Genomic DNA, 23,407 nt, shown 5'->3' on the forward strand with positions numbered 1-23,407 from the left:
GCCGCATCTCGCCCGTGCCCGCCGGGGCCTGGGATTTCCGGGTGGGCGGGGTCCGGGTGCTGGAGCTGTGGTTCGGACGCCGCGCGGCGTCCGGCGCGCCGGACCCGGACGGCCTGGAGGCCGTGCGCCCCCGGGCCTGGCTCCAGGAATGGACCTCGGAGCTGCTGGAGCTGATCACCCTGCTGGCGCTGCTGGACGGGCTCCGTCCCCGGCAGGAGGGCCTGGACGTCGGCCCGCCGGTCACCGCCGCGGACCTGCGGGCGGCGGGCGTCCTGCCGGCCCCGGCCGCCGCGCGCCGGCCCGCGTCCGTGCTGGACCATCAGGAGGAGGGCCCGGACGGGCAGTTCGCGCTGCTGTGACCGGGCGTACGGCGGCCGCCGGGGAGTCACCGGTCGAACGAGTCCAGTACCCGGTCGAGCGCCCGGTCGAAGATGCCCTCCAGATCGATCGGCCCGGGGTCCTCGGCGAACCCCGCCGCCATCCGCGGGTACTTCCCGGTCGCGATCTGGCTGATCAGGTAGGCGGTGCGCACCTGCTGCTCCTGCTCCTCGGACCAGGGCAGCGACCGGCTGCGCTCCGCCGTGGCGATCTCGTTGGCCACATAGGTGGTGACCACGCCGTTGACCATGGCGATCAGTTCCATCTTCTCGCCGAACCGCGCGTCGACCCCGTCCAGGCAGCTGAGCGCGTACTCCAGGTACCGCAGCGCGTTCGGGCTGAAGCCGTACACGGGTGACATCAGCCGGGGCACCCAGGTGTGGCGGTGCATCATCGCGCGGGCCTGGCGGGCCAGCGCGCCGAGGTCGGCCCGCCAGTCACCGGACGGTTCGGGGAGCTCGTACTCGGCGCTGACCGCGTCGAGCATCAGCTCGTGCAGGTCCTCCTTGCGCGGCACGTAGTTGTAGAGCGACATCGTGCCGCAGCCCAGCTCCGCCGCGACCTTCCGCATGGAGACCGCGTCGAAGCCGTCCGCGTCGGCGATGCGGACGGCCGCCGCCGCGATGTCGGCACGGCTGAAGGCCGGCCGGGGGCCGCGGCCCGCACGCTCGGGGCGCGCCCAGATCACTTCGGGTACAGCGGGTCGCCCCACCATCGATCATCACCTCGCCCCCATCTTAGTTACGTACAGCGTACGTAGTGCGGTACGGTGGTCGCATGACAACTACGTACGCTGTACTTAGTGAAGGTCTGGAGAAGCGCTACGGCGACGTCCACGCGCTGCGCGGGCTCGACCTCGCCGTGGCCGAGGGCTCCGTCTGCGGGGTGCTGGGGCCGAACGGCGCGGGGAAGAGCACCGCGGTCCGGGTGCTCACCACGTTGACGGCACCGGACGCCGGGAGTGCCCGGGTCGCGGGCCACGACGTGGTGCGCGAGGCGGCGGCGGTGCGCGGGGCGATCGGCGTCACCGGGCAGGACGCCTCCGTCGACGGCGAGCTGACCGGGCGGCAGAACCTGCGGCTCTTCGCGAAGCTGTTGCGGCTGCGCGGCGCGGCCGCGCGCGGCCGCGCCGACGAACTCCTGGAGCGCTTCGAGCTGACCGGGGCGGCCGACCGCCCGGCCCGCACATACTCGGGCGGCATGCGGCGCCGCCTCGACCTCGCGGCCAGCCTGCTGACCCGCCCGCGGGTGCTCTTCCTGGACGAGCCGACCACCGGGCTCGACCCGCACAGCCGCAACCAGATCTGGGCCGCGATCCGGGACCTGGCGGGCCTCGGCACGACCGTCCTGCTCACCACGCAGTACCTGGAGGAGGCCGACCAGCTGGCCGACGACATCGTGCTGATCGACCGGGGCCGGGCCGCCCACCGCGGCACCCCCGCGGAGCTGAAGTCCCTCATCGGCAGCTACGCCGAGGTGGTCGTCGCCGACGACTCGGCGCTGGTCCCGGCGGCCGGCGTGCTCGACCGGCTCACCGGCACCGAACCGGCGCTCGACCACGAGCACCGCACCGTGGGCGCCGTCGCGGCCGACACCACGCTCACCCTCCCGCGGATCGTCCGCGAACTCGACGCGGCCGGAGTGCCGCTGGTCGACGCGAGCCTGCGTCCGCCGACGCTCGACGAGGTCTTCCTCCGGCTGACCGGCCGCGGCGACGTCCGCACCACCCCGAACCCGACCCCCGGCCCGACCCCGAAGGAGGCAGCGGCATGAGCGTCACGACACCGCGCGTCGCCCCCGCCACGAGCACCCCGGTCGCCGACTGCCTGGCCATGCTGGGCCGTCACCTCCAGCGGATCAAGGCGTCCCCGGGCGTGATGATCCTGACCCAGACCATGCCGATCACGATGCTGCTCTTCTTCGGGTACGTCTTCGGCAGCGCCCTGGCCGTGCCCGGCCAGGAGTACCGCGCGTTCCTGGTGCCGGGGCTGCTGGCGGCGACGGCGGCGAACGGCATCATGGTCGGGATGTTCCAGTCGGCGCAGGACTGCCAGCGCGGGGTGATGGACCGGCTCCGCACGCTGCCGATGAGCCGCCCGGCCGTGCCCTTCGGCCAGACCGCGGCCGACCTGCTGACCACGGCCGTCGGCATGGTCCCGCTGATCCTGGTGGGGCTCGCGGTCGGCTGGCGGATCGAGGGCGGACCGCTCGCCGCGCTGGGCGCCCTCGGGCTGCTGCTGCTCTTCCGCTTCGCCACGTCCTGGCTGGGCTACTGGCTGGGCCTGCTGATCCGCAACGAGGAGATCGCCGGCCAGGTGGGCAGCGCCACCTTCGTCCTGCCGCTGCTGTCGAGCGCGTACATCCCGACCGACAACCTGCCGGGGTGGCTGCGGACGGTCGCGGAGTGGAACCCGATCAGCGCCATGGCCTCGGCGACCCGGGACCTGTTCGGCAACGCGTCACCGGCCTCCGACGCCGCCTGGCCGGTCGCCCATCCGGTGGCCGGGACGCTGCTCTGGTCGGCACTGCTGCTCGCGGTGTTCGTGCCGCTGTCGGTACGGCGCCACGCACGCGGCGGCGAGTGACGGGAACGCCGGTGGCGGCGCCCGGCGCGGGAGTGACGGTCCGGCGCGGGGGACGGCGATCCGCCGGAGGGGGAACATGCCGAAGCGCCGCCGCCGGCCCCGGGGATGACGGGGAGGGTCGACAGCAGCGCGGAGCCGGGACGGTGCGTTTGGTTCACCGTCCCGGACCGGAGGCCCGGATGACGGGCCCCGGCCGGGGAGTCCGGGCCGAGGACCGACGGGTGGTCATGACGGGCCGAGGGGTCAGCGGTGACTTCCGAAGAGCGAACGCCTCAGTCGTCGCAACGGCGCGAAGAGCGACACCCGCGCGCTCTTGCTCCGACGGCGGTGAGCGGCGTCGCGCGAGGTGAGCTCGCGCATCAGCAGCGTCGCCTCCGCGGCTTCCCGCTGTGGCACGGCGGGTCCGCCGAGCACCGCGAGATGACGGTCGAGGCGCGAACTCGTCGCACCGCTCCCGCATGTGATGGCAGGCACACGCGGCCTGCTCCGCATCGCTATCTGTTCCATGTCACTCCCCACCCGTACGAGGGCACCCGCCCCGGGCAGGTTAACCCTATCGCCCCGCGACGACACTCGTGTATCCCGGGCGCAGGATTGCGCACACCTGTACGGGGGTTGACACCGGCCTCCGGATCCCTTCGCGTCGGGGCGAATTGGGCGCGAGGGACCCGGTCCGGTCCGGTGGCCGTGCGCGACCCGCCGGACGGAGGCCCCGTCGGGCGGGGCCTCCTGCCCGACGGACGGCCGACGGGACCGGCGGGTGCGCGACCGGGCGGAATCAGGCCGCCGAGGTGAAACCGGGCAGGTAGCCGCCCGACTGCCCGGCGGCGGTGGGGTGGTAGGACTCGCCGATGTTCAGCCAGTTGACGCTGTGCAGCCAGGAACTGCTGGAGCAGATCTCGTGGCCGGTGAACCGCCCCGCGACGTCGGCGAAGGCGAATCCGTGGTCGGCGGCGCGCTTGGCGGTCGCCGTGTTGAGGTGGTCGGCCGCCGAGTTGATCGCGGAGCGCACCTTGTCGCTCAGGCCGACGGCGCAGCTGCCGCCGATCTGGTAGAAGCGCGGGTAGCCGAGGACGACGACCCGGGCGGACGGCGCCTTGGCGCTGATCGCCGAGTACACCGAGTCGAGGTTCCCCGGCAGGGTGGTGTCCACGAAACTGCGGGCCGTGGCGATCCGGTCGAGGCAGGTGGTCTCCGACTGGAGCACGCAGGTGAGCATGACGTCGGCGAAGCCCGCGTCGTTGCCGCCGATGGAGATCGAGACCAGGTCGGTCGAGGAGTTGAGGGGGCCGAGCTGATTGGCCTTCACGTCCCCGGTGCGGGCACCCGAGCAGGCGGTGAAGGCGAAGGAGGCGGGCGAGTTCGCGGCGGCCCAGAGGGCGGGGTACGACTTGGTGCTGCGCTTGCAGGAACCGCTGGCGCCGTCGTAGCTGCCGGCCCCGACGCCCGAGGAGTACGAGTCTCCGAGAGCGACGTAGTCGACGGCCTGGACGGACGGGGCGGCGAGGGCGGTGGCCGCACCGGTCAGGGCGAGCACGGCACCGAGCAGGAGCGAGGACGAGAACGCCGCGAGTCGGGACATCTTCATGGAACCTCCCGTGGACCGACGGGCGGGATCTCCACCCGGTCTGCCGAGTCCGTGGTAGCAGCAGCCGCACCCCTGCCGGAAGTGGGCATGCCAAGTTGCTCCAACGAGTCCTCCCGTGCGCCCCTTTGATCCCGAGTCATACCCCCGCTCCCCCCTTCCGGGTGACGGCCAGGGGGCGGTCGGAGGGCGGCGAAACCCGGGTGCACCCGCGGTCCCCGTGCCCGATCATGGCGCCATGTCAGCCACTCCCGAGTCCGCGCTGCCGATCCGGCTCACCGTCGACGACAGCGATTCCCCGTCGGACGTCATCGACGCGCTGTTCCTGGGCCGCTTCGCGACGGGCGAGCAGCCGTACTCGCACAGCACCTCCCTGGAGCGCGTCAAGGCCGGGGCCAGCCTGCTGCCCCCGTCCGCCAAGGTGCTGCGCGCCGCCCGCGACGACGACCGCAGCGCCACCCTCGCCGAGGGCGACGGCTGGACGCTGCTCGTCTCCCGCTGGAACCGCGGCGCCGACGTCACCGTCACCGCGACCGGCCCGGAGCTGGCGCGGGAGGTCCTCGACCGGGCGACGGACGGCGCCCGGGACGAACCCGAACCCCGCCCGGAGAACGTGACGATGGGCTTCTGGTACGCCTCCCCGCGCCGCGGCCCGCACCGCACCACCCGGCAGATCTCCTCCGGCACCTGGGACGAGGTCCGCGGCAACTACACGGCTCCGGTGGCCCGCGCCATGGACCGGCTGATGACGCTCACGCCCGACGACGTCTCGGGCCGGCTGCTCCTGCTGCACGGCCCGCCGGGCACCGGCAAGACGTCCGCGCTGCGCACGCTCGCGCGCTCCTGGCGGGACTGGTGCCAGGTCGACTGCGTGCTCGACCCGGAGCAGCTCTTCAACGACGTCGGCTATCTGATGAACATCGCGATCGGCGAGGACGACGGCACCGCGAAGGGCCGGTGGCGGCTGCTGCTCCTGGAGGACTGCGACGAGTTGATCCGCGGCGAGGCCAGGCACACGGCGGGCCAGGCGCTGTCCCGGCTGCTGAACCTCACCGACGGGCTGCTGGGCCAGGGCCGCAACGTGCTGGTGGGGGTCACCACCAACGAGGACCTGGGCCGGCTCCATCCGGCCGTGGTCAGGCCCGGCCGCTGTCTCGCCAGGATCGAGGTGGGCGCGCTGACCCGCGAGGAGGCGGTGGCCTGGCTCGGCACGGAGGAGGGGATCGGCCGGGAGGGCGCGACGCTCGCCGAGCTGTACGCCCTGCGGCGCGGCAACGGCCCGGCGTCGGTCCCGAAGCAGGACTCCGGGGCGGACGCGGGCCTGTACCTCTGACGCCCGCGCCGGGGGCCGGGCGTCCGGCCCGGACCCGGCGTCCTCCGCCCGGGTCAGTCCGCGTACGCCGCCCGCACCGCGTCCGCCACCAGGGACAGCGCCTCGTCCCGGGGCAGGCCCAGCCGCCGCGCGTGCTCCGCGTACTCCTGCGCCGCGGCCGCCGCGTGCCGGTCCGCCGCGTCACCGGCGGCGGCGACGAACGTGCCGTTGCGCCCCCGGGTCTCGATCACCCCGTCGGTCTCCAGCGCGCGGTACGCCTTCGCGACGGTGTTCGCGGCGAGGCCGAGCTCCTCGGCGAAGCCGCGTACGGTCGGGAGTCTGAAGCCGACGGGCAGCGCGCCGGAACGGGCCAGTTCGGAGATCCGCGTGCGCAGTTGCTCGTACGGGGCGATGCCGGAGTCCGGGTCAAGGACGATCTTCAAAGTCACGTCCCGATTCTCCCCCACACCGCCCCCGTCACCGCCGGAAATTCAGGGGCGGGCACCTGCGTCCCGCGCGTAGCGTCCGGTTCATGACTGTCATCGTTCGCGACTTCCGGCCCGCCGACGCGGAGGACTGGGTACGGATCCGGCGCGCCGCGCTCCCCTACATGGTGACGACTCCCGAGCACGTCGTCCACGACCTGTCCCGCGCCCATCCCGACAAGCGCTACCGGCTGCTGGTGGCCGAGGAGGACGGGCAGCTCATCGGGACCGCGCAGGTCGGTCTCGCGTACGACAGCCCCGAGCCCGGCCAGGGATTCTGCAATCCGTACACCCACCCGGAACACACCGGGCGCGGGGCGGGCGCACTGCTGCTGGGAACGGCCGAGGAGCACCTGGCCCGGGAGGGCGCGACCACGGTCCACGCCTGGGTGCTCGACGCCCCGGCGAACCGCGCCTTCGCCGAGAGGCGCGGCTACGCGCCGAGCCGTTCGGCGCACTTCCTCCACCTCGGCCTGGCGGGCGGGAACCTGCCGCCCCGTCAGGAGCCGCCGGCGGGGGTGGAGCTGCGCACCGCCGCGGACTTCGCGGACGATCCGCGTCCGCTCTTCGCGCTGGACGCCGAGACCGTGGCCGACGAACCCGGCGACATCCAGGCCGAGTTGACCGACTACGAGGACTGGCTCGACCACACCTGGAACGTCCCCCTGCTCGACCGCGAGCTGACCACGGTCGCGGTGGTCGACGGGGAGCCGGCGGCGTTCAGCCTCGCGGAGACCGACGGTCTGACCCGGTACATGTCCGGCATGACCGGCACCCGTCGGGCGTACCGCGGCCGGGGTCTGGCCAAGCTCGCCAAGAACGACTCGCTGCACCGGGCCCGCGCCGCCGGGTACACGGACGCGTACACCGGCAACGACACCGCGAACGGCCCGATGCTGGCGGTCAACCGGTGGCTCGGCTACGAGGTCTGCGCCACGGAGGTGCGGTATGTCCGCGGCCTCGGCTGAGACCTCGCTGACGGTCGCCCTGGTGAAGGCCGGGCGGACCAAGATCAGCTATCCGGCGGACGTGGTCCGCGACGACGGCGTCCGGGTGACGGTGCGTGCGCCCTGGGCGGCGCCCGGCGTGCGCGACTTCGGCTTCGTGCGGTTCGAGCCGGGCGACGTGTTCACCGAGCACTACTGGCGCGACCGGTGGTACGCGGTGAAGGAGGTCCGTTCCGGCGCGGGCGTGCTCAAGGGCTGGTACTGCGACGTCGCCCGCCCCGCCGTGCTGCGGGACGGCCGGCTCCTGGTGGAGGACCTGGACCTCGACCTGTGGGTGTCGGCGGACGGCACGTCCGTGCTGCGGCTGGACGAGGACGAGTTCGAGCACAGCGGTCTGGCCGGACGCGACCCGGCGGCGGCCGACGCGGCCCGCCGGGCGCTGGACGAACTGGAGCGGCTGGCCCGCGCGGAGGGCCTCGCACCGCTGCTGGCCTGACCGTCCGCCGGGGCTCCGGGGGCCGTTCCCCGGCCGGGAACGGCCCCACCCGGACGCGGGGCGGCGGCCCCCGGCCGGGACCGGCGCACCCGGCCGCGCAGGCGCCCCGCCCCGGTGAGCCGTGCCGAGGAACGCGGAGAAACGGGTACGGGTGCCGGTCGCGGCGCGCCGGGTCGAGCACCGCCGCGCCCTCGTCGCCCCGAGCGCCCCTCGGGTGGTCCGTGGAGCGGCCGTGTCCGCGGGTGCCGCCGTCGGGCTCCGGGCCCGAATCGATGTCGACGGCCTCGGCGCAAGGCATGGCCGGGCGGCCGGGTCCGGACCGGGCCCGGACCCYGRCGCCCGGCCATGCCTTGCGCCGAGGCCGTCGACCCCCGGACCCGGTCGCGCCCGGACCCGACCGCGCCCGGCCTGCGCTCAGTCGCCCGCCGCTGCCGCTCCGGGCAGCCTCGACTCGGCGGCGTCGAGGAGCAGCTCCAGCGCGAACGGATAGCCGCTGAGCGTCATGTCCTCGGCCAGCAGCCCGGCGGTGGCAGCGATATGGGGGTAGGTGTCCGCGTCCAGGCGGCCGTAGCGGCGCTGCCACACCTGGAGATCCGCGGCCTGCGCGGCAGCCGGCAGGGCGAGCGTGGCCGAGTCCAGGGCCGCGAAGGCGAGCGCCTGGTCCACGAAGGCGTGGTAGATCCGTACCACCTCCGGGTCGGGGAAGCCGGCCGACCTGAGTATGCCGAGGATCGCCTCCACGGCCCGCGTCTCGTTGTTCCGCCCGGTCGTCCGGTGCGCGGCCAGCATGGCGGCCTGCGGGTGCGCCTGGTACGAGGCGTGGACGCGCAGGCCCAGTTCGCGCAGGTCGCCGCGCCATTCACCGGTGGGCCGCCAGCCCTGCTGGGCGCGGCCGATGAGCTCGTCGGCGACCGCCAGCAGAAGATCGTCGGTGCTGTGGAAGTACCGGTAGAGCGCACTGGGGTCGGCGCCCAGTGCGGCGCCCAGCCGCCGGACCGTCAGGGCATCCGCACCATGCTGGCCGACCAGCCTCAGCGCCGTCTCCACAATGACCTGTTCGGACAGCACCGTGCCCTGTTTCGTCGGCCTTCTGCGCCGCCGCCGCGATTCCGGAACCACACGCTCACTCATGGCGCGGAGCTTATGACAACACCATTGACCTGTTAAGGGGGCAACGGTTTCATGGCCTGCCATCCGGGCTCTCCGGCGACTTTCCCCCTGAGCAAGGCGACGACCGTTGGCGGTACCAGTGAAGAACGCAAGCACCACGCCGGACAGCGGCGACCAGATCCCGCGGGCCACGATGCGCAAGTCAATCGGCATCGTCGACGGCATCGTCCTCGCCGCGTCGAGCACCGCGGCCACCAGCAGCATCGGCGTCGGACTCGGCCTGATGGCGACCATCGTCGGCCTGCACCTGCCGGCGATCATGCTGCTCGCCTTCCTGCCCGTGCTCGGCATAGCCGGCGGATACGGCCGGCTCAACCGCGTCGACCCGAACGCGGGCAGCAGCTACCAGTGGGTCGGCCGCATTTTCAGTCCCTGGCTGGGCTTCCTGACCGGATGGGTCAACGTCGTCGGCACCATCGTGTTCATGGCCTACACCACGACGATCACGGGCTCGGCGATCATCCAGCTGCTGGGCCAGGCCGAGCTCCACAGCATCGGGGGCCTGGCCCTCGATCCGGACTCCACCCTTCAGTCGACCCTGCTCGGCATGGCCGTCCTGATCGCCGCCGCGCTGGTCGCGGTGCGCGGACTCGACCTGGCGGCACGTCTCCAGAAGTACCTGCTGATCTTCGAGTACGGCGTGCTGCTCGCGTTCTGCGGCTACGGTCTGTTCGCCGGTGACCAGCCCTTCTCGCTCCAGTGGTTCAACCCCTTCGACATTCCCTCGGCCGCCGCCCTCGCCCAGGGCATGGTGCTCGCGGTCTTCTGCTACTGGGGCTTCGAATCGGTCTTCAGCGTCGGCGAGGAGGTCGGCGACCCGCGGGACGCCTCCCGCGGCGGGTTCATCGCGCTGACCGTCATGATGCTTCTCTTCCTGCTCGCCGGCACCGCCTTCCAGCGGGTCCTGCCCCTGGACGAACTGGCCGACAACGGAGCGCAGGGACTCGCCTACTTCGGCACCGAGCTCGCCGAGCAGCCGCTGGCCGCCCTGCCGCTCATCGCCCTCATGTTCTCCGCGGTCGCGTCGCTCCAGGCCTCGGTCATCCCCACCGCCCGCGGGATGTACGCGATGGGCCGCGACGGCGTTCTCGGCCCGGTCTGGACACGGTTGCACCCCAAGCACAGAACCCCCGCCGTCGGCACCCTGCTGATCACCGCGATCGCCCTGGTCCTCGCCACGCTGGCCCTGGTCATCCCCACCGTCAACGATCTGATCTTCGCCTCCGTCAACGCGATCGGCATCGTCGTCGCCCTCTACTACGCCCTGACCGCCGCGGCCGCCGCGGTGCGCTTCCGCCACCTGCTGCGCACCTCACCGCTGGAGGCCCTGCGCGCCGTCGTCGGTCCGGTGCTGGGCGCGCTCGCGCTGCTCGCCACCGGCGGCTACCTCGCCTGGACCTTCTACCGCTCCACCGACCACTTCGAGGTCTCCGCCGACAACGGATGGTTCGCGCTGCTCGTCCCGGTCCTGATGATCGGTTCCGGACTGCTGGCCGCCGCGTGGGCCCGCTGGCACCGCCGGTCGCCCTACTTCGTCCCCGCCCGCGTCCCCTCGGCCGACGGCGAGCCCACCGCCGCCGTGTGACGTCCGCACCGCCGGTCCCCGGTGCGAACCGCGACACCTCGTTCCATCCAGCGGCCCCGGGCCGCCGAACCACCAGGAGCACCTCCCATGACCAAGGCCGATCTGGTCTTCTCCCAAGGCCCCGTGCACACCGGCGATCCCGCCCGCACCCGGGCGAGCAGCCTCGCCGTCACCGGGGAGCGGATCTCGGCCGTCGGACATGACGAGGTACGGGAACTGATCGGCCCGAAGACCGAAGTGGTCGACCTCAGGGGCAAACTGCTGCTCCCCGGCTTCCAGGATTCCCACATCCACGCCGTCTACGGTGGCCTGGAACTCGCCGAGTGCGACCTCAGCGGCACCGAGGACGCCGGCGACTACCTGCGCCTCGTCGGGGAGTACGCCCGCGCCCGCCCCGGCCTCGCCTGGATCACCGGCGGCGGCTGGTCGCTGGACAGCTTCGAGGGCGGGCTGCCGACCCGGCAGCTGCTCGACGCCGTGGTCCCCGACCGCCCGGTGTACCTGGTCAACCGGGACCACCACGGTGCCTGGGCCAACACCCGCGCGCTCGAACTGGCGGGGGTCGACCGGGACACTCCGGACCCCGACGACGGCCGGATCGAGCGGGAGGCCGACGGCACGCCGAGCGGCGTCCTCCAGGAGGGCGCCACCGGTCTGGTGGCCCGGCTGCTGCCCGCGAAGACCGCCGCCGATCGCCTCGACGGCCTGCTGCGCGCGCAGCGGCTGCTCCACTCGCTCGGGATCACCGGCTGGCAGGACGCCCTGCTCGGCGTGTTCAACGGCCAGCCCGACCCCTCCGACGCATATCTCACCGCCGCCCGCGAGGGGACTCTCACCGCCCGGGTCAACGGTGCGCTCTGGTGGGACCGCGCCCGGGGCGCCGACCAGATCCCGGAGCTGGTCGCCCGTCGCGAGAAGCTGGCCCACGGCAGGTTCCGGGCGGGCTCGGTGAAGATCATGCAGGACGGCATCGCGGAGAACTTCACCGCCGCGATGACCGCCCCCTACCTGGACGGCTGCGGCTGCGCCACCGCCAACAGCGGCCTGAGCTTCGTCGACCCGGTCGCGCTGTGCGCGTACGTCACCGAGCTCGACGCGCTCGACTTCCAGGTGCACTTCCACGCTCTCGGCGACCGCGCGGTGCGCGAGGCGCTGAACGCGGTCGAGGCGGCCCGCACCGCCAACGGCCGCCGTGCCACCCGGCACCACCTCGCTCACCTCCAGGTGGTCCACCCCGACGACATTCCGCGTTTCGCCGAGCTCGGGGCGATAGCCAACATCCAGCCGCTCTGGGCTTCACACGAACCCCAGATGGACGAGCTGACCATCCCGTTCCTCGGCCCCGAGCGCGCTGCCCGGCAGTACCCCTTCGGTTCCCTGCTGCGAGCCGGTGCCACGCTCGCGGCGGGCAGCGACTGGTCCGTGAGCAGCCCCGACCCGCTCGCCGGAATCCACGTCGCCGTCAACCGGATGCAGCCCGGGGCGACCGACGGCCGGGTCTTCCTGCCCGAGCAGCGGCTCGACCTCGCCACCGCCGTCGCCTCCTACACCGCGGGCTCGGCCCACGTCAACGGCATGGACGACGCCGGAACGCTGCGGCCGGGCCACCTCGCCGACCTGGTGGTCCTCGACCGGGACGTCTTCACCGAACCGGTCGAGGAGATCCACGCGGCCCGGGTCCTGCAGACCTACGTCGGGGGATCGCGGGTGTACTCCGCCTCATGACGGACGTGCCCCTGGACCGGGCCACCCCTGCGGCCGACTCCCAGCCCCTGCGGCTCATTTCGAAGGAACAGCACATGACCGACCTCACCGACCTCGCCTACCTGCCCGCCACCGAGGCCCTGCGCCGCTTCCGCGACCGCTCGCTCTCACCGGTCGAGCTGATGACCGCGGTCATCGCGCGTGCGGAAGCCGTAGAACCGAAGGTCAACGCCCTGGCCGAGCAGACCTTCGAGGAGGCGCTCGCCGCCGCCCGCGAGGCCGAGGCCCGCTACGGGGGCAAGGGCGAGGCACCCCGCGCGCTGGAGGGCCTGGCCGTGGCGACGAAGGAGGAGCAGCCCATCGCGGGACGCCTCAGCACGGACGGCTCGCTGGCGTTCCGGGAGGAGATCGCCGAGCAGACGCACCCGGTGATCGAGCGGGTCCGGGCCGCCGGCGGCATCGTGCACGCCCGGACCACGACGCCGGAGTTCAGCTGCGCGGGTTACACCCAGTCACGGCTGTGGGGCATCACCCGGAACCCGTGGAACACGGAGTTCAGTCCGGGCGGCTCCTCGGGCGGTGCGGGCGCCGCGCTCGCGGCGGGCGAGACGACGCTCGCGACCGGCTCCGACATCGGCGGCTCGATCCGCATCCCCGCTTCGTGCACGGGCACGGTCGGCTTCAAGCCGCCCTACGGGCGCGTGCCGTCGATGCCGCCCTTCAACCTCGACACGTACTGCCACGACGGCCCGATGGCGCGTACCGTCGCCGACTGCGCCCTGCTGGAGAACGTCATCGCGGGGCCCCATCCTCTGGACGCCGTCTCGCTGCGGCCCGGATTCGTCCTGCCCGAGCGGTTCGGGAGCGTCGAGGGCCTGCGCGTGGCGCTCTCGGTCACCCTCGGGGACTGGCCCGTCGATCCCGAGGTCGAGGCCAACACCCGCGCGGTCGCCGAGGCGTTGCGCGCGGCCGGTGCCGTCGTCGAGGAGGTGGAGGTCCCCATCATGCGGGCGGACGTGATGCGGGCCGCGATGATCCATTTCGGCTCGATCTTCGGCCCGTACATCGCTTCGGTCGCCGCCGAGCACGGTGACCTGCTCACCACGTACGCGCTCGACTTCGCCCGGCGGGCCGGCGAGGCCGTCCGGGAGCCCGGCAGCTTCCTCCAGGGCCTCGAACTCGAAGCCGGGGTGCAGACGACGCTCGGTCTGCTGCTGGAACGCCACGACGTCCTGCTGTGCCCGACGACCGCCGTCCCGGCACTCGGGGCGGACGACGACCACCTCTCGTCCAAGGTCGTGATCAACGGCGTCGAGCTGGACTTCTATCTGGAATCCGCGATGACCACACCGTTCAACATGGCCAGCCGCTGCCCGGTGCTGAGCGTGCCGTCCGGCTTCGCCTCGACCGGCGTACCGACGGGGGTGCAGATCGTCGGACGCACCTATGACGACACCACGGTGTTCCGCGTCGCGCAGGCCGTCGAGTCCGCCCGGCCCTGGAACCGCACCCCGGTCCTCTGACACACCGCCGACCGGGCCCGGTCCGTTCGCGCGGACCGGGTCAGTCGCGGCGCCGCGCCCAGACGTCGGCGTACGGATCCGCTTCCACCCGTGCCGGGCGGGGCTCCCGGCGGCCCCCGGCGACCAGCTCCACCTCGTATCCCGCGGCGTCCTCCAGATAGGCGGCGACGTGCTCCTCGCCGCCCGCGTGCGGATAGCGGTCCGCGAAGAGCTGCCGCCAGCCGTGCTCCGGGGCCCGCGCCACCAGGGCGTCGAGGGCGGCCCGGTCGCGGACGTGGAACGCGAGGTGGTTGAGCCCGGGGCGGCGGCGGTCGTACGGCTCCGGGATCAGGTCGGGCGACTGCTCGACCACCACGTAGCTCTCGCCGCGCCGCCAGCTCCGCCCGTGCTCCCAGCGCTGGTACGGGACGTGGCCCAGCTCGCCGAGCAGCCAGCCCCATCCCCGCTCGGCCGCCGCCAGGTCGGGCACCCACAGCTCGATGTGGTGCACCCCTCCGCCGCCGGCCCGCCCGGCCGGCAGCGCGACGGCCCGGCCCGCGCCGTGCGGCCGATGGGCCACGGAGTCGCCGTCCTCGTGCCAGTGGATCAGGAAGTGCTCCCCCGCGCGGTATCCGTCGAGCCCCGCCCGGCAGTAGGCGACCATGTCGTCCGGGAGGTCGTCCAGCGGGAACCATCTCAGCTCGGAGCACTTGTCCGGCTCGCGGTTGTGGGGTTCGCGGCCGGGGTCGTACTCCGCCTCGAAGAACCAGCCCGTCCTGGGGGCGCCGCCGGGGCCCCGGTGCTGCATGACCAGGGCGACCCGCAGCTCGTCCGGGCCGAGTTCGAGCCCGATCTCCTCGGCTGCCTCGCGGATCATCGCCTCGCGGACGTCCTCGCCGTCCTCGACGTGCCCGGACGGGCCGTTGAACAGCCCGTCCGCGTACCCCGTGTTGGCGCGGCGGGCGAGCAGGACCTCGGAGCCCCGGCGGAGGATCAGGTGCACGTCGACGACCTCGGTGTGCCGGTGCGGCGGCACGGCGCGGGCCACCAGGGCGTAGCGCTCGTCGTGGACCCGCTTGCCCCAGAGGTCCGGATCGTCGGAGAGCCGCTCGTGGTGGACGCGCTCGGTGAATTCCGAGAGCAGCCCGGTCAGGGTCTCGGCGGGGACTCCGACGCCATTCCAGACCCCTTCGATCAGGATCAGCCGGCCGCCGGGCCGCAGCAGGCCGAACCAGTGGCGCAGGGCCGCGGCCGGATCGGGCAGCAGCCACACCACGTGCCGGGCCAGGATGACGTCGAACTGCCTTCTGCCGACCGGCGGTCGGGCCGCGTCCCCGAGGAGCACCCCGGTCCCCGTCCCGGCGAGCTTGGCCCGTGCCTGCTCCACCATGCGCGGGGACCGGTCGAGGGCCGTGACCCGGTGGCCCTGCCCGGCGACGAGGAGGGAGAGGCTCCCGGTGCCGCATCCCAGGTCCAGCACCTCGGAACGCTCCCCGGGCAGCCAGCTCTCCATCCGCCGCGCCCAGGCGTGCCGGACCACCGGGTCGAGCAGGCCGTGGTCGGGTTCCTCGTCGAAGGAGTCGGCCGCGGAGTCCCAGTCGATCGTCGTCATGGGTCGATCGTGCCAGCCGCCACCGACAACGGCGCCCCTCCGGACGGATCGCGATCGGCTCGCGGTGGTGAATCCGGGCGCACGGGCCGTTCGAGCGGCGCCACACCGGCTCACGGCGGTACGAAGGGGCACGGCCGGACCGGCCCCCCGTACCGCCGCGGGTGCGACCGCTCGTCACCGGCGCACGGAGCGCCCCGGGCCCCGCCCTCCGGGCGAGAGCCTTCAGCCGATGACCGAGGCGCAGGTGGTGGGGGTGGCGTGTGCCGGGTCGAGGGCGTTCACCACCTCGTGGTAGGCGATCCGGTCGACGGTGCCGATCGCCACGTGCTCGGAGAGGTCGAGCGGGCACAGGTCCTGGAGCAGGACGTTGCGCACGTTCGGCCCGTCCAGGAACTGCGTGCGGTACGGGGTCACGACCTCGTCGTACCGGGTCGCGATGACGGTGTACTTCACGCCCGGCACGGTGTCGTCGCCCGCGTTGAGCCTGGTCATGAACGGGGAGCCCGCCACCTGGTCGGCGAGGCCGGGGGTGTTGGCGTTCAGCAGGTCCTCGACCCCGGGGAAGTACGGCAGCAGTTTCGTCAGCCCGAGGAGGGTGGTGCCGTGGTTGTCGGGGGCGAGCCCGATCAGGGCGTTCACCTTGGCGGCGCCGCCGAGGAACTTCAGGTAGTAGTTCGGCATCATGCCGCCCTGGGAGTGGCCGACGAGGTCGGCCTCGGGAGCACCGGTGGCGGCGAGCACCTTGTCGACGAACGCGGCGAGCTGACCGGCCGACTTGTCGATCGGGCCGAGGCCGTTGAAGAGCGGCACGCCGGGCAGCTGGCCGTAGTCGAGGGAGTAGACGCAGTAGCCCCGGTTGACCAGGTAGGGCGCGAGGACCAGCCAGTTGTCGATGGAGTTCCCGAAGGTCCCGTGGACCAGGACGACCGGTCGGGGGTGGGCTGCGGAGGGCTTGCAGGAGTAGTCGTTCCAGCCGCGGGAGGTGGCCGCGGCGGCGGTGGGGGCGGCCGCGGCCGCGGTGGTCGTGGAGGCGGCGACTGCGGCGACGGCGAGGAGCAGTGCGGCGAGGGTCCTGCGCGCACGTGGGGTGCGCGACGCACGGTTCCAGGGCAGCATCGTGGGGTCTCCTTGCGGCTCAGGGGAGTTTCGATGTCTGTGCACCCTGCGGCCCGGACCACAAGTTCTGACGCTGGCTCTGCTTGCTTCGTGCCAAATTACGCGTGAGTAAGGTGGCATGGGAAGTTACGCGTCGGTAAAAAGTGTCGGCGCGTCAACCCTGCGGGGCGGAACCGTGCGGACGGCCCGGTCCCGCGGTCCGCCATCCGGCCCAGCCCCGACTGCACGAACGGCCGATGCCCCGGAACGTGGGGACATGACTTTCGTCGACGAGGTGAAGAACGCCGTCACCCCACGGGCCGCGCTGCTCGTCATCGGTGTGCTCGCACTGCAGTTGCTGTTCATCACGTCCTACGTCGGGGCACTGCACAAGCCGAAACCGACGGACGTGCCCTTCGGCGTGGTCGCACCCCAGCAGATGTCCGCCCGGCTCACGGCCGACCTGAAGGCGCTGCCCGGCGGTCCGCTGGACCCCCGCCCGGTCGCCGACGCGGCCACGGCCCGCGAGCAGATCCTCGACCGCGAGATCGACGGCGCCCTGGTCGTGAACCCCACCGGCACCACCGACACCGTCCTCGTCGCCTCCGGCGGCGGCACGGCCATGGCCGACACGCTGACGCGGATCATCACCGAGGTCGACCGGACGCAGCAGCGCACGGTGCGCACCGTCGACCTGGCCCCCGCCTCCGACCAGGACTTCAACGGGATCTCGTCCTTCTACCTGGTCGTGGGCTGGTGCGTGGGCGGCTACCTCTGCGCCTCGATCCTCGCGATCAGCGCGGGCGCCAAGCCCGCCAACCGCCGGCGCGCGGTGATCCGGACCGGTGTCATGGCGCTGTACTCGATCGTGGGAGGGATCGGCGGCGCGCTCATCATCGGCCCGATCCTCGGCGCCCTGCCCGGAAGCTTCTGGGGCCTGTCGGGGCTGGGCGCGCTGACCGTCTTCGCGGTCGGCATGCTCACTCTCGCCCTCCAGGCCCTCACGGGCATCGTCGGCATCGGCCTGGCCGTCCTGATCGTGGTGATCGCGGGCAACCCGAGCGCCGGCGGTGCCTTCCCGCTGCCGATGCTGCCGGACTTCTGGCGGGCGATCGGCCCCGCCCTGCCGCCCGGCGCGGGCACCTGGGTGGCGCGCTCGATCGCCTACTTCAAGGGCAACACGATCACCGGCCCCCTGCTGGTGCTCTCCGCGTGGGCGGTGGCGGGCACGATCGTCACCCTCCTGGTCGCCGTGCGCCGCACCCCGGAGGAACTCACCGGCGACCACCCCGCCATCGGCTCGGTCGTCGACTGACCCCGCGGCCCGGCGACCTCGCGCCACAGGTCCGGCGCGGGGCCCTCCGGAAGTCCGGCCCGGGGTCCGGCCGGACCTCCGACCGGAAAGAAAGTCCTGGCCGATCGGGGAAAGGGGAGCTACGCTGCCCCGCGATGACCACTTACTCTCTCAGCAGATTGGGGGACCCGTCCGCGCAAGGTGAGTGCTGATGCTCACTCAGGACGCGAACGGGGATTCCCGGCTTTCCTTCTGGCGGCGCGTGCGCGAGTTCGCCGTGCCGCCCTCCATGATCGAGACCGCGACCGCCCGCCGCCGGGTCGGCGACTGGGCGGGGGCGTGCGCCGCCGCGGGCATCGACGTCGACCTCAACCCCCGGTCCGCGGCACGCGCCCACGGCCGGGAACTCGCCTCCCGGCTCCGGGACGATCTCCGCCACCTGGCACCCGACCTGTTGCGCTGGCACATGCCGAGGATCGCTCCTCGCGGGCTGCTGCGACCGGGCCTGACGATCACTCTGGCCCGGTACGCCACCGAGGGGCCCGACGGCGTGCGCCCGGTGCACCTGGTGGTGCGGACCCCGCCCGCCTGGGCGGACGCCGGACAGCGGGTCGGTCTCGCGCTGTGGGACGGCTCCGGGGACGGTCCCCGCCGCCACCCGCACCATCGCCCGAACCCCCGGTTCCGCCTCGACCTGCACCGCCACCTGTGGGATGCGCGCCGGGCCGACGAGTTGCGGGTCCGGTCCGGGTTCGGCCCGCCGCCCTCCGACGACCCGCCCCCGGTGCCCCCGGAGGTGCTGGAGGCGGTGCCGCCGGGGCGTCACTGCGCCGTCGACCGGTGGGCGGCCGAGGCTCGGCTCCTGCTCCGCGCCGAGGGACGGTCCGCGGGCCCCGTCGCCGTACGGCTCGGGGGCCGGCACCGGCTGCTCCTGGACCTGGCCGCGGAACGGGACGGCTACGGGCCGCCCGCGCTGCGGCTCGCGGGCGGGGCCGACGGCCCGTACGCACCACCGGTCCTGCCCGACGCGGCGACCTGGACGCTGCCCGACCTCGAACTGATCCGTACCGGTGCGATCGGGGCCGGCCAACTGCACCCGCTGGTCGCCGCGGCCCTGATGCCGGGTCACACCCCGGCCGCCGCGTCCCGGCCCCCGGACCCGTCGGGGCAGCCGCGCCTCGTGGAGTGCCGGGGCGACCGGCACCGGATCGGTCTGGTCGACGGGGTGCTGGTCCCGCTGGACCACGACCCGGCCGAGATCCGCCGGGAGGAGCTGCTGGTCGCCCTGACCGGCACTCCGCTCCCCTGCCTGCGGGCCATCGACGAGGCGCACCGCCGCCCGGACTGCCTCACCGGCGTGCGCGAACGCCTGGACCACGGCGACATCGCCGGTGCGCTGGCCGTCGTCGAGGGCCTGCTGGGCCCCGGCGCGCTGCTGCGCAGCGGCGAACTGCGGGACGAGCTGGAGGAGGCCGCGCGACGGCGGATCACCTACGGGCTGTTCCGGGCGGGTCTGGCCGAAGGGCCCGACCGCATCCGTCCGTACCGCCATCGCCCCCGGCAGCGCCGCGCGCACCCGCGCGACGCGGCCCTTCGCTGAACCGGCGCCCGCCGGCCCCGTACATCCACCACGACTCCGAAGGTGATCAGCCATGCCCGTACGCACCCCCGCAGCATCCTCCGCACCCTCCACCCCTTCCCTCTCCCCCGTCGTCCGGGACCGTGTCTCCCAGCTCGACATCGCCGACGAACTGACGGCCCTGCTGAGCGAGACCACCACCGAACCCCGCCCCGACAGCCGGCTGGAGGCCCTGACCCTGGCCGTGGCCGCCGACCTGCCCGTACTCCTGTGGGGGCAGCCGGGCATCGGCAAGACCGCCGCCCTCACCCGGCTCGCCGAGTCCCTGGACCTTCCGCTGACCACGGTCATCGCCAGCGTGCACGAGCCGTCCGACTTCTCGGGACTGCCCGTCGTCGGGGACGATCCCGCGGAACAGGGCGTCCCGATGGCGCCGCCGGACTGGGCGGTGCGCCTGGTGAGGGCCGGCCGGGGGCTGCTGTTCCTGGACGAACTGTCCACCGCGCCCCCGGCCGTCCAGGCCGCCCTGCTCCGCCTCGTGCTGGAGCGGCGGGTCGGCGCCCTGCGACTGCCTTCCGGGGTACGGATCGTGGCCGCCGCCAATCCGCGTTCCTCGGCGGCCGACGGCTGGGAGCTGAGCCCGCCGCTGGCCAACCGGTTCGTGCACCTCCAGTGGACGCACGACCACGAGGTGGTGGTGCGCGGCCTCGGCGGGACCTGGCCCCGGGCGACGCTGCCGCGGCTCGATCCCGGACGGCTGCCGCAGGCCGTGGACTTCGCCCGGCGCGCGGTGTGCGGGCTCCTCACCGGCCGTCCCGCGCTCGTGCACCGACTGCCCAGCGGCGAGACGCACCGGGGCGGGGCCTGGCCGTCGCCCCGCAGCTGGGACATGACCCTGCGTCTGATCGCGTTCGCGACCGCGGCCGGCTCCTCCCGGGACGTGCTCTCCCTGCTGGTCAGGGGCACCGTGGGGGACGGTCCGGGGCTGGAGCTGCTGGCGGCCCTGGACCGGATGGACCTGCCGGACCCCGAGACGCTCCTCGCCGACCCGGCGGGGGCCGAGCTGCCCGAACGGGGGGATCTGCGCCAGGCCGCGCTCGACGGCGCGGTGGCGGCGGTCCGCAACCGCCCGGAGAAGTCCCGCTGGGACGCGGCGTGGGCGCTCCTGGTCCGGGCGCTGGAGGACGGGGCCCCGGACGTGGTGGTCGTCCCCGCGACCACGCTCGCCTCGCTGCGCCAGGAGGACTGGGACGTTCCGGAGTCGATCGAACGGCTCGCCGGAGTGGTCTCCCTGTCCCGGCGGGCGGACCGGGCGGCGGCACGGACGGCGGACCGGGCCTCGGCCGCCACGAAGGCCGGCCGATGACCCCGGACGAACCGATGCCCCCGGACGGGCACGGAACACCGGACGGGTCCGGGGCGCTGGACGGGTCCGGGGCGCTGGACCTCGACAAGCTCTTCGCCGCCCGGCTGCAGGCCGTCCGGGTCCGCCCCTATCTGGCGACCGCCCTGTTCGCCCTGCGGGTCGTGGAGTCGCGGCGGGTGCCGACGATGGCCGTCGACCGGCACTGGCGGTGCTACGTCTCGCCCGGCTTCGTGGACCGGACCCCGGTGGAGGAGCTGGCCGGGGTATGGGTGCACGAGGTGTCGCACCTGCTGCGCGACCACCACGGGCGCGGCGACCGGGTCGCCCGGGAACGCGGGCTGACCGGCCCCGGGGAGCGGCTGCGGATGAACATCGCCGCCGACTGCGAGATCAACGACGACGTGTTCGGCGAGGGACTGACGCGGCCGGAGGGCGCCGTCGATCCGGAGGCCCTGGGGCTCCCCGCGGGGCAGCTCATGGAGGACTACCTGCGCCAGTTCCGGCTCGGGTCGCATCTGGGGGACCTCGCCTGGCTGGACTGCGGCAGCGGCGCCGACGGGCTGGAACGGGAGTGGGACCTGGGGCCGGACGGCGCGCACGGCCTCAGCGAGCAGGAGCAGGACGCGGTCCGGTTCCGGGTGGCGCAGGGCATCACCGGCCGTCCGGGGAACGCCCCGAAGGGGTGGAAGCGGTGGGCGGAAGAGGCGTTCCACCCGCCCCAGCCGTGGCGGGAGCTGCTGGGCGCGGCGGTCCGTTCGGCCGCCTCCGGGGCCGGTGCGGGCGACGACTACACGTACGGCCGCCCGTCGCGGCGCTCGGCGAGCGTGCCCGGAGCCGTCCTGCCGAGCCTGCGGCGCAGGCCGCCCCGGGTCTGCGTGGTCATCGACACGTCCGGTTCGGTCAGCGACGCCGAACTGGGCAGCGCCCTCCTGGAGGTCGTCGCGATCTCCCGCGCCGTCGGCGGCCGTCGCGACCTGGTCACCGTCCTCCCGTGCGACGCGGCCGCCCGGGTCGCGCACCCGCTGTGCAGTGCCGAGGGGGTACCGCTGGTGGGCGGCGGGGGCACGGATCTGCGCACGGGCTTCACCAGGGCGCTGCGGACGCGGCCCCGGCCCGATGTGGTCGTGGTCCTGACCGACGGTCAGACGCCCTGGCCGAGCGCTCCGCCGTCGTGCCGGACGGTGGTGGGCCTGTTCCCCCGGCCGTGGGACGAGGACGACCCCCACCACGTCCCGGTCTCCCCGCCCGCCTGGGCGCGGACGGTTGCCATCGGCTGACCCCCTCCGGGGCCGGCGCGACCGGTTCCGGAGGCCGCCGTCGACCCCCTCGTGCACCCCGGGTACTGTCCGCTTGTTCGAGTCGAACCCCTGGTCAGGGGGGCACGTGGGAGGGACGTCATGAACGGTGCGGGCCGGGCCGGAAGCGTGTGGAAGCCGAGTGACGAGGAGGGCGGGGAGCTCGCGGGCCGGTGGTGGAAGTGGGCCATGTCCGCGCCCGACGACCGCAGCCCGGTCAAGGACACGACGGGTGAGCACGCCGCCTGGAACCAGCCGGACGACCTCTGGTTCCTGGCCGGCACCTACGGCGGCCGGGTGGTGCGGCGCTGCCCGATCCCCTCGGACCGGTCGGCCTTCTTCCCCGTGCTCAACATGCAGCACCCCCGGTCGTACTCGCGGGTGCCCCTGTCCATGCAGGTGGTGGAGGCCACCGCGTCGCTCAACGGCGTCCCGCTGCCGCTGCGGGAGTTCTCCGCGTCGTTCCGGACGGGGCTGACCCAGCGTTACGCGTGGGGCGTCTGGGGCGGCTTCCCGCCGCTGATCCCCGGCGAGTACGTGCTGGAGATCAGAGCCAGGGCCACGAACGGCTTCTGGGTCGACACGACCTACCACCTGGAGTCGAGGGCCTCCTGATCCACCGAACGGCCCCTAGGCATGACAAGTACATGCCGCCATGCTGGAGCGACCCCGTGAGACCACGAGGAGCACGGGCCCAATTGGCTCTCGTACCCCGGAGGTTGCTCATGCGTCGCCGATTCGCCGCTCCGCTCGCCGCGGTGGCCCTGTCGCTCCCGCTCGCCCTGCTCCCCACCGCGTCCGCCTCGGCCGCCCCCGCGGACAAGCCCCAGGTCCTCAGCTCCTGGACCCAGACGAGCCTGTCCAGCCACAACGCCTGGAAGTCCGCCCGCGGCAACCGGAGCGCCTGGGCCGCGTACGGCTTCGACTGGTCGACGGACTACTGCAGCAGCTCCCCCGACAACCCCTTCGGCTTCCCCTTCCGGACCGCCTGCGCCCGCCACGACTTCGGCTACCGCAACTACAAGGCCGCCGGCACCTTCTCCGCCAACAAGTCCCGCATCGACTCCGCGTTCTACGCGGACCTCAAGCGCGTGTGCGCCGCCTACACCGGCGCGAAGCTCACCGCGTGCAACAGCACCGCGTGGACGTACTACCACGCCGTGGACATCTTCGGCGTGGTACCGGCGAAGACCGCCTGACCGCCACTCCCGCGGGCACGGCCGGCCTCCCCACGGGGCCGGCCGTGCCCGCACGGCTGCCGGCCGGGACCCGTCCGCCGTTGCACTCGCACCTTCTCACCGGGACGGGCGCACTCTCCGAATGCCTCCACGGTTTCCCAACGCACATACCCGGCAAGAGCTCTGATGAGCCATCATCGAATCTGGCGTCACAAGTCGGGCACGCGGTGCCCGCACCA

General features: G+C 73.5%; 22 protein-coding genes. 15 read left to right on the forward strand and 7 right to left on the reverse strand.

Going from position 1 to position 23,407, the window contains the following annotated elements; translation table 11 throughout:
- Positions 1–359, forward strand: a 359-nt coding sequence (locus EAO76_RS05190) for a type ISP restriction/modification enzyme (RefSeq protein WP_316248316.1), incomplete at its 5' end; no start/stop codon positions are given.
- Positions 360–385: 26 nt separating this feature from the next.
- Here EAO76_RS05190 and EAO76_RS05195 read toward each other — a convergent pair.
- Positions 386–1,093 carry a TetR/AcrR family transcriptional regulator gene (locus EAO76_RS05195; RefSeq protein WP_148833791.1) on the reverse strand — a complete coding sequence of 236 codons (708 nt, stop codon included), beginning with the start codon at positions 1,091–1,093 and terminating at the stop codon, positions 386–388.
- A 62-nt stretch (positions 1,094–1,155) separates the two neighbouring features.
- Here EAO76_RS05195 and EAO76_RS05200 point away from each other — a divergent pair, with 62 nt between their 5' ends.
- Positions 1,156–2,151, forward strand: a complete 996-nt coding sequence (locus EAO76_RS05200; protein ID WP_148833793.1) for an ATP-binding cassette domain-containing protein — start codon at positions 1,156–1,158, stop codon at positions 2,149–2,151.
- Complete coding sequence (locus tag EAO76_RS05205) at positions 2,148–2,963, forward strand: ABC transporter permease (RefSeq protein WP_148833796.1); 816 nt, start codon at positions 2,148–2,150, stop codon at positions 2,961–2,963. The genes EAO76_RS05200 and EAO76_RS05205 overlap by 4 nt, the downstream gene beginning before the upstream one ends.
- A gap of 243 nt (positions 2,964–3,206) precedes the next feature.
- Here EAO76_RS05205 and EAO76_RS05210 read toward each other — a convergent pair whose 3' ends face one another.
- On the reverse strand, positions 3,207–3,470 hold the full coding sequence (locus EAO76_RS05210) for a hypothetical protein (RefSeq protein WP_148833798.1): 264 nt from the start codon (positions 3,468–3,470) through the stop codon (positions 3,207–3,209).
- Between the two features lie 271 nt (positions 3,471–3,741).
- Complete coding sequence (locus tag EAO76_RS05215) at positions 3,742–4,551, reverse strand: SGNH/GDSL hydrolase family protein (protein ID WP_148833800.1); 810 nt, start codon at positions 4,549–4,551, stop codon at positions 3,742–3,744.
- 235 nt (positions 4,552–4,786) lie between these two features.
- Between EAO76_RS05215 and EAO76_RS05220 the strand changes: the two genes are divergently transcribed.
- Positions 4,787–5,881: a DUF5925 domain-containing protein gene (locus EAO76_RS05220; RefSeq protein ID WP_148833803.1), complete on the forward strand. Its 1,095-nt coding sequence runs from the start codon at positions 4,787–4,789 to the stop codon at positions 5,879–5,881.
- Between the two features lie 53 nt (positions 5,882–5,934).
- Here the strand turns inward: EAO76_RS05220 and EAO76_RS05225 are convergent, their stop codons facing one another.
- On the reverse strand, positions 5,935–6,309 hold the full coding sequence (locus EAO76_RS05225; RefSeq protein ID WP_148833804.1) for a GntR family transcriptional regulator: 375 nt from the start codon (positions 6,307–6,309) through the stop codon (positions 5,935–5,937).
- Positions 6,310–6,392: 83 nt separating this feature from the next.
- Between EAO76_RS05225 and EAO76_RS05230 the strand changes: the two genes are divergently transcribed.
- A complete protein-coding gene (locus EAO76_RS05230) occupies positions 6,393–7,313 on the forward strand; it encodes a GNAT family N-acetyltransferase (RefSeq protein ID WP_148833806.1) in 921 nt (306 codons plus the stop codon).
- The gene (locus EAO76_RS05235) at positions 7,294–7,788 is read left to right on the forward strand and encodes a DUF402 domain-containing protein (protein WP_148833808.1); all 495 of its coding nucleotides are present in this window, start codon (positions 7,294–7,296) and stop codon (positions 7,786–7,788) included. The genes EAO76_RS05230 and EAO76_RS05235 overlap by 20 nt, the downstream gene beginning before the upstream one ends.
- A gap of 414 nt (positions 7,789–8,202) precedes the next feature.
- Here EAO76_RS05235 and EAO76_RS05240 read toward each other — a convergent pair whose 3' ends face one another.
- Positions 8,203–8,919 carry a TetR/AcrR family transcriptional regulator gene (locus EAO76_RS05240; RefSeq protein WP_148833810.1) on the reverse strand — a complete coding sequence of 239 codons (717 nt, stop codon included), beginning with the start codon at positions 8,917–8,919 and terminating at the stop codon, positions 8,203–8,205.
- A gap of 172 nt (positions 8,920–9,091) precedes the next feature.
- Between EAO76_RS05240 and EAO76_RS05245 the strand changes: the two genes are divergently transcribed.
- The 3 genes from EAO76_RS05245 (at position 9,092) to EAO76_RS05255 (ending at position 13,770) form a co-directional block, all read left to right on the forward strand.
- Positions 9,092–10,543, forward strand: coding sequence for an APC family permease (locus EAO76_RS05245; protein WP_148835576.1), 1,452 nt, complete (start codon positions 9,092–9,094; stop codon positions 10,541–10,543).
- Between the two features lie 87 nt (positions 10,544–10,630).
- A complete protein-coding gene (locus EAO76_RS05250; protein WP_148833812.1) occupies positions 10,631–12,268 on the forward strand; it encodes an amidohydrolase in 1,638 nt (545 codons plus the stop codon).
- On the forward strand, positions 12,265–13,770 hold the full coding sequence (locus tag EAO76_RS05255) for an amidase (protein WP_262375280.1): 1,506 nt from the start codon (positions 12,265–12,267) through the stop codon (positions 13,768–13,770). The genes EAO76_RS05250 and EAO76_RS05255 overlap by 4 nt, the downstream gene beginning before the upstream one ends.
- 40 nt (positions 13,771–13,810) lie before the next feature.
- On the opposite strand, the gene EAO76_RS05260 is transcribed toward EAO76_RS05255, so the two are convergent.
- Positions 13,811–15,361, reverse strand: a complete 1,551-nt coding sequence (locus EAO76_RS05260) for a trifunctional class I SAM-dependent methyltransferase/NUDIX hydrolase/VOC family protein (RefSeq protein ID WP_148833814.1) — start codon at positions 15,359–15,361, stop codon at positions 13,811–13,813.
- 222 nt (positions 15,362–15,583) lie between these two features.
- Positions 15,584–16,477, reverse strand: coding sequence for a triacylglycerol lipase (locus EAO76_RS05265; RefSeq protein WP_148833816.1), 894 nt, complete (start codon positions 16,475–16,477; stop codon positions 15,584–15,586).
- Positions 16,478–16,733: 256 nt separating this feature from the next.
- On the opposite strand from EAO76_RS05265, the gene EAO76_RS05270 reads away from it, so the two are divergent.
- The 6 genes from EAO76_RS05270 (at position 16,734) to EAO76_RS05295 (ending at position 23,189) form a co-directional block, all read left to right on the forward strand.
- The gene (locus EAO76_RS05270) at positions 16,734–17,771 is read left to right on the forward strand and encodes a DUF3533 domain-containing protein (RefSeq protein WP_148833818.1); all 1,038 of its coding nucleotides are present in this window, start codon (positions 16,734–16,736) and stop codon (positions 17,769–17,771) included.
- Positions 17,772–17,961: 190 nt separating this feature from the next.
- Entirely contained in the window at positions 17,962–19,350 is a 1,389-nt protein-coding gene (locus tag EAO76_RS05275; RefSeq protein WP_148833820.1) for a hypothetical protein, read from the forward strand.
- 52 nt (positions 19,351–19,402) lie between these two features.
- Positions 19,403–20,695, forward strand: coding sequence for a MoxR family ATPase (locus tag EAO76_RS05280; protein WP_148833822.1), 1,293 nt, complete (start codon positions 19,403–19,405; stop codon positions 20,693–20,695).
- Between the two features lie 14 nt (positions 20,696–20,709).
- Complete coding sequence (locus tag EAO76_RS05285; protein WP_187438536.1) at positions 20,710–21,972, forward strand: DUF2201 family putative metallopeptidase; 1,263 nt, start codon at positions 20,710–20,712, stop codon at positions 21,970–21,972.
- Positions 21,973–22,092: 120 nt separating this feature from the next.
- The gene (locus tag EAO76_RS45875) at positions 22,093–22,605 is read left to right on the forward strand and encodes a hypothetical protein (protein WP_148833826.1); all 513 of its coding nucleotides are present in this window, start codon (positions 22,093–22,095) and stop codon (positions 22,603–22,605) included.
- A gap of 110 nt (positions 22,606–22,715) precedes the next feature.
- Positions 22,716–23,189, forward strand: coding sequence for a phospholipase (locus tag EAO76_RS05295; protein WP_148833828.1), 474 nt, complete (start codon positions 22,716–22,718; stop codon positions 23,187–23,189).
- Positions 23,190–23,407: the final 218 nt, after the last annotated feature.

This window comes from Streptomyces sp. sk2.1, from assembly GCF_008120935.1.
In the GTDB taxonomy this organism is placed as follows: domain Bacteria; phylum Actinomycetota; class Actinomycetes; order Streptomycetales; family Streptomycetaceae; genus Streptomyces.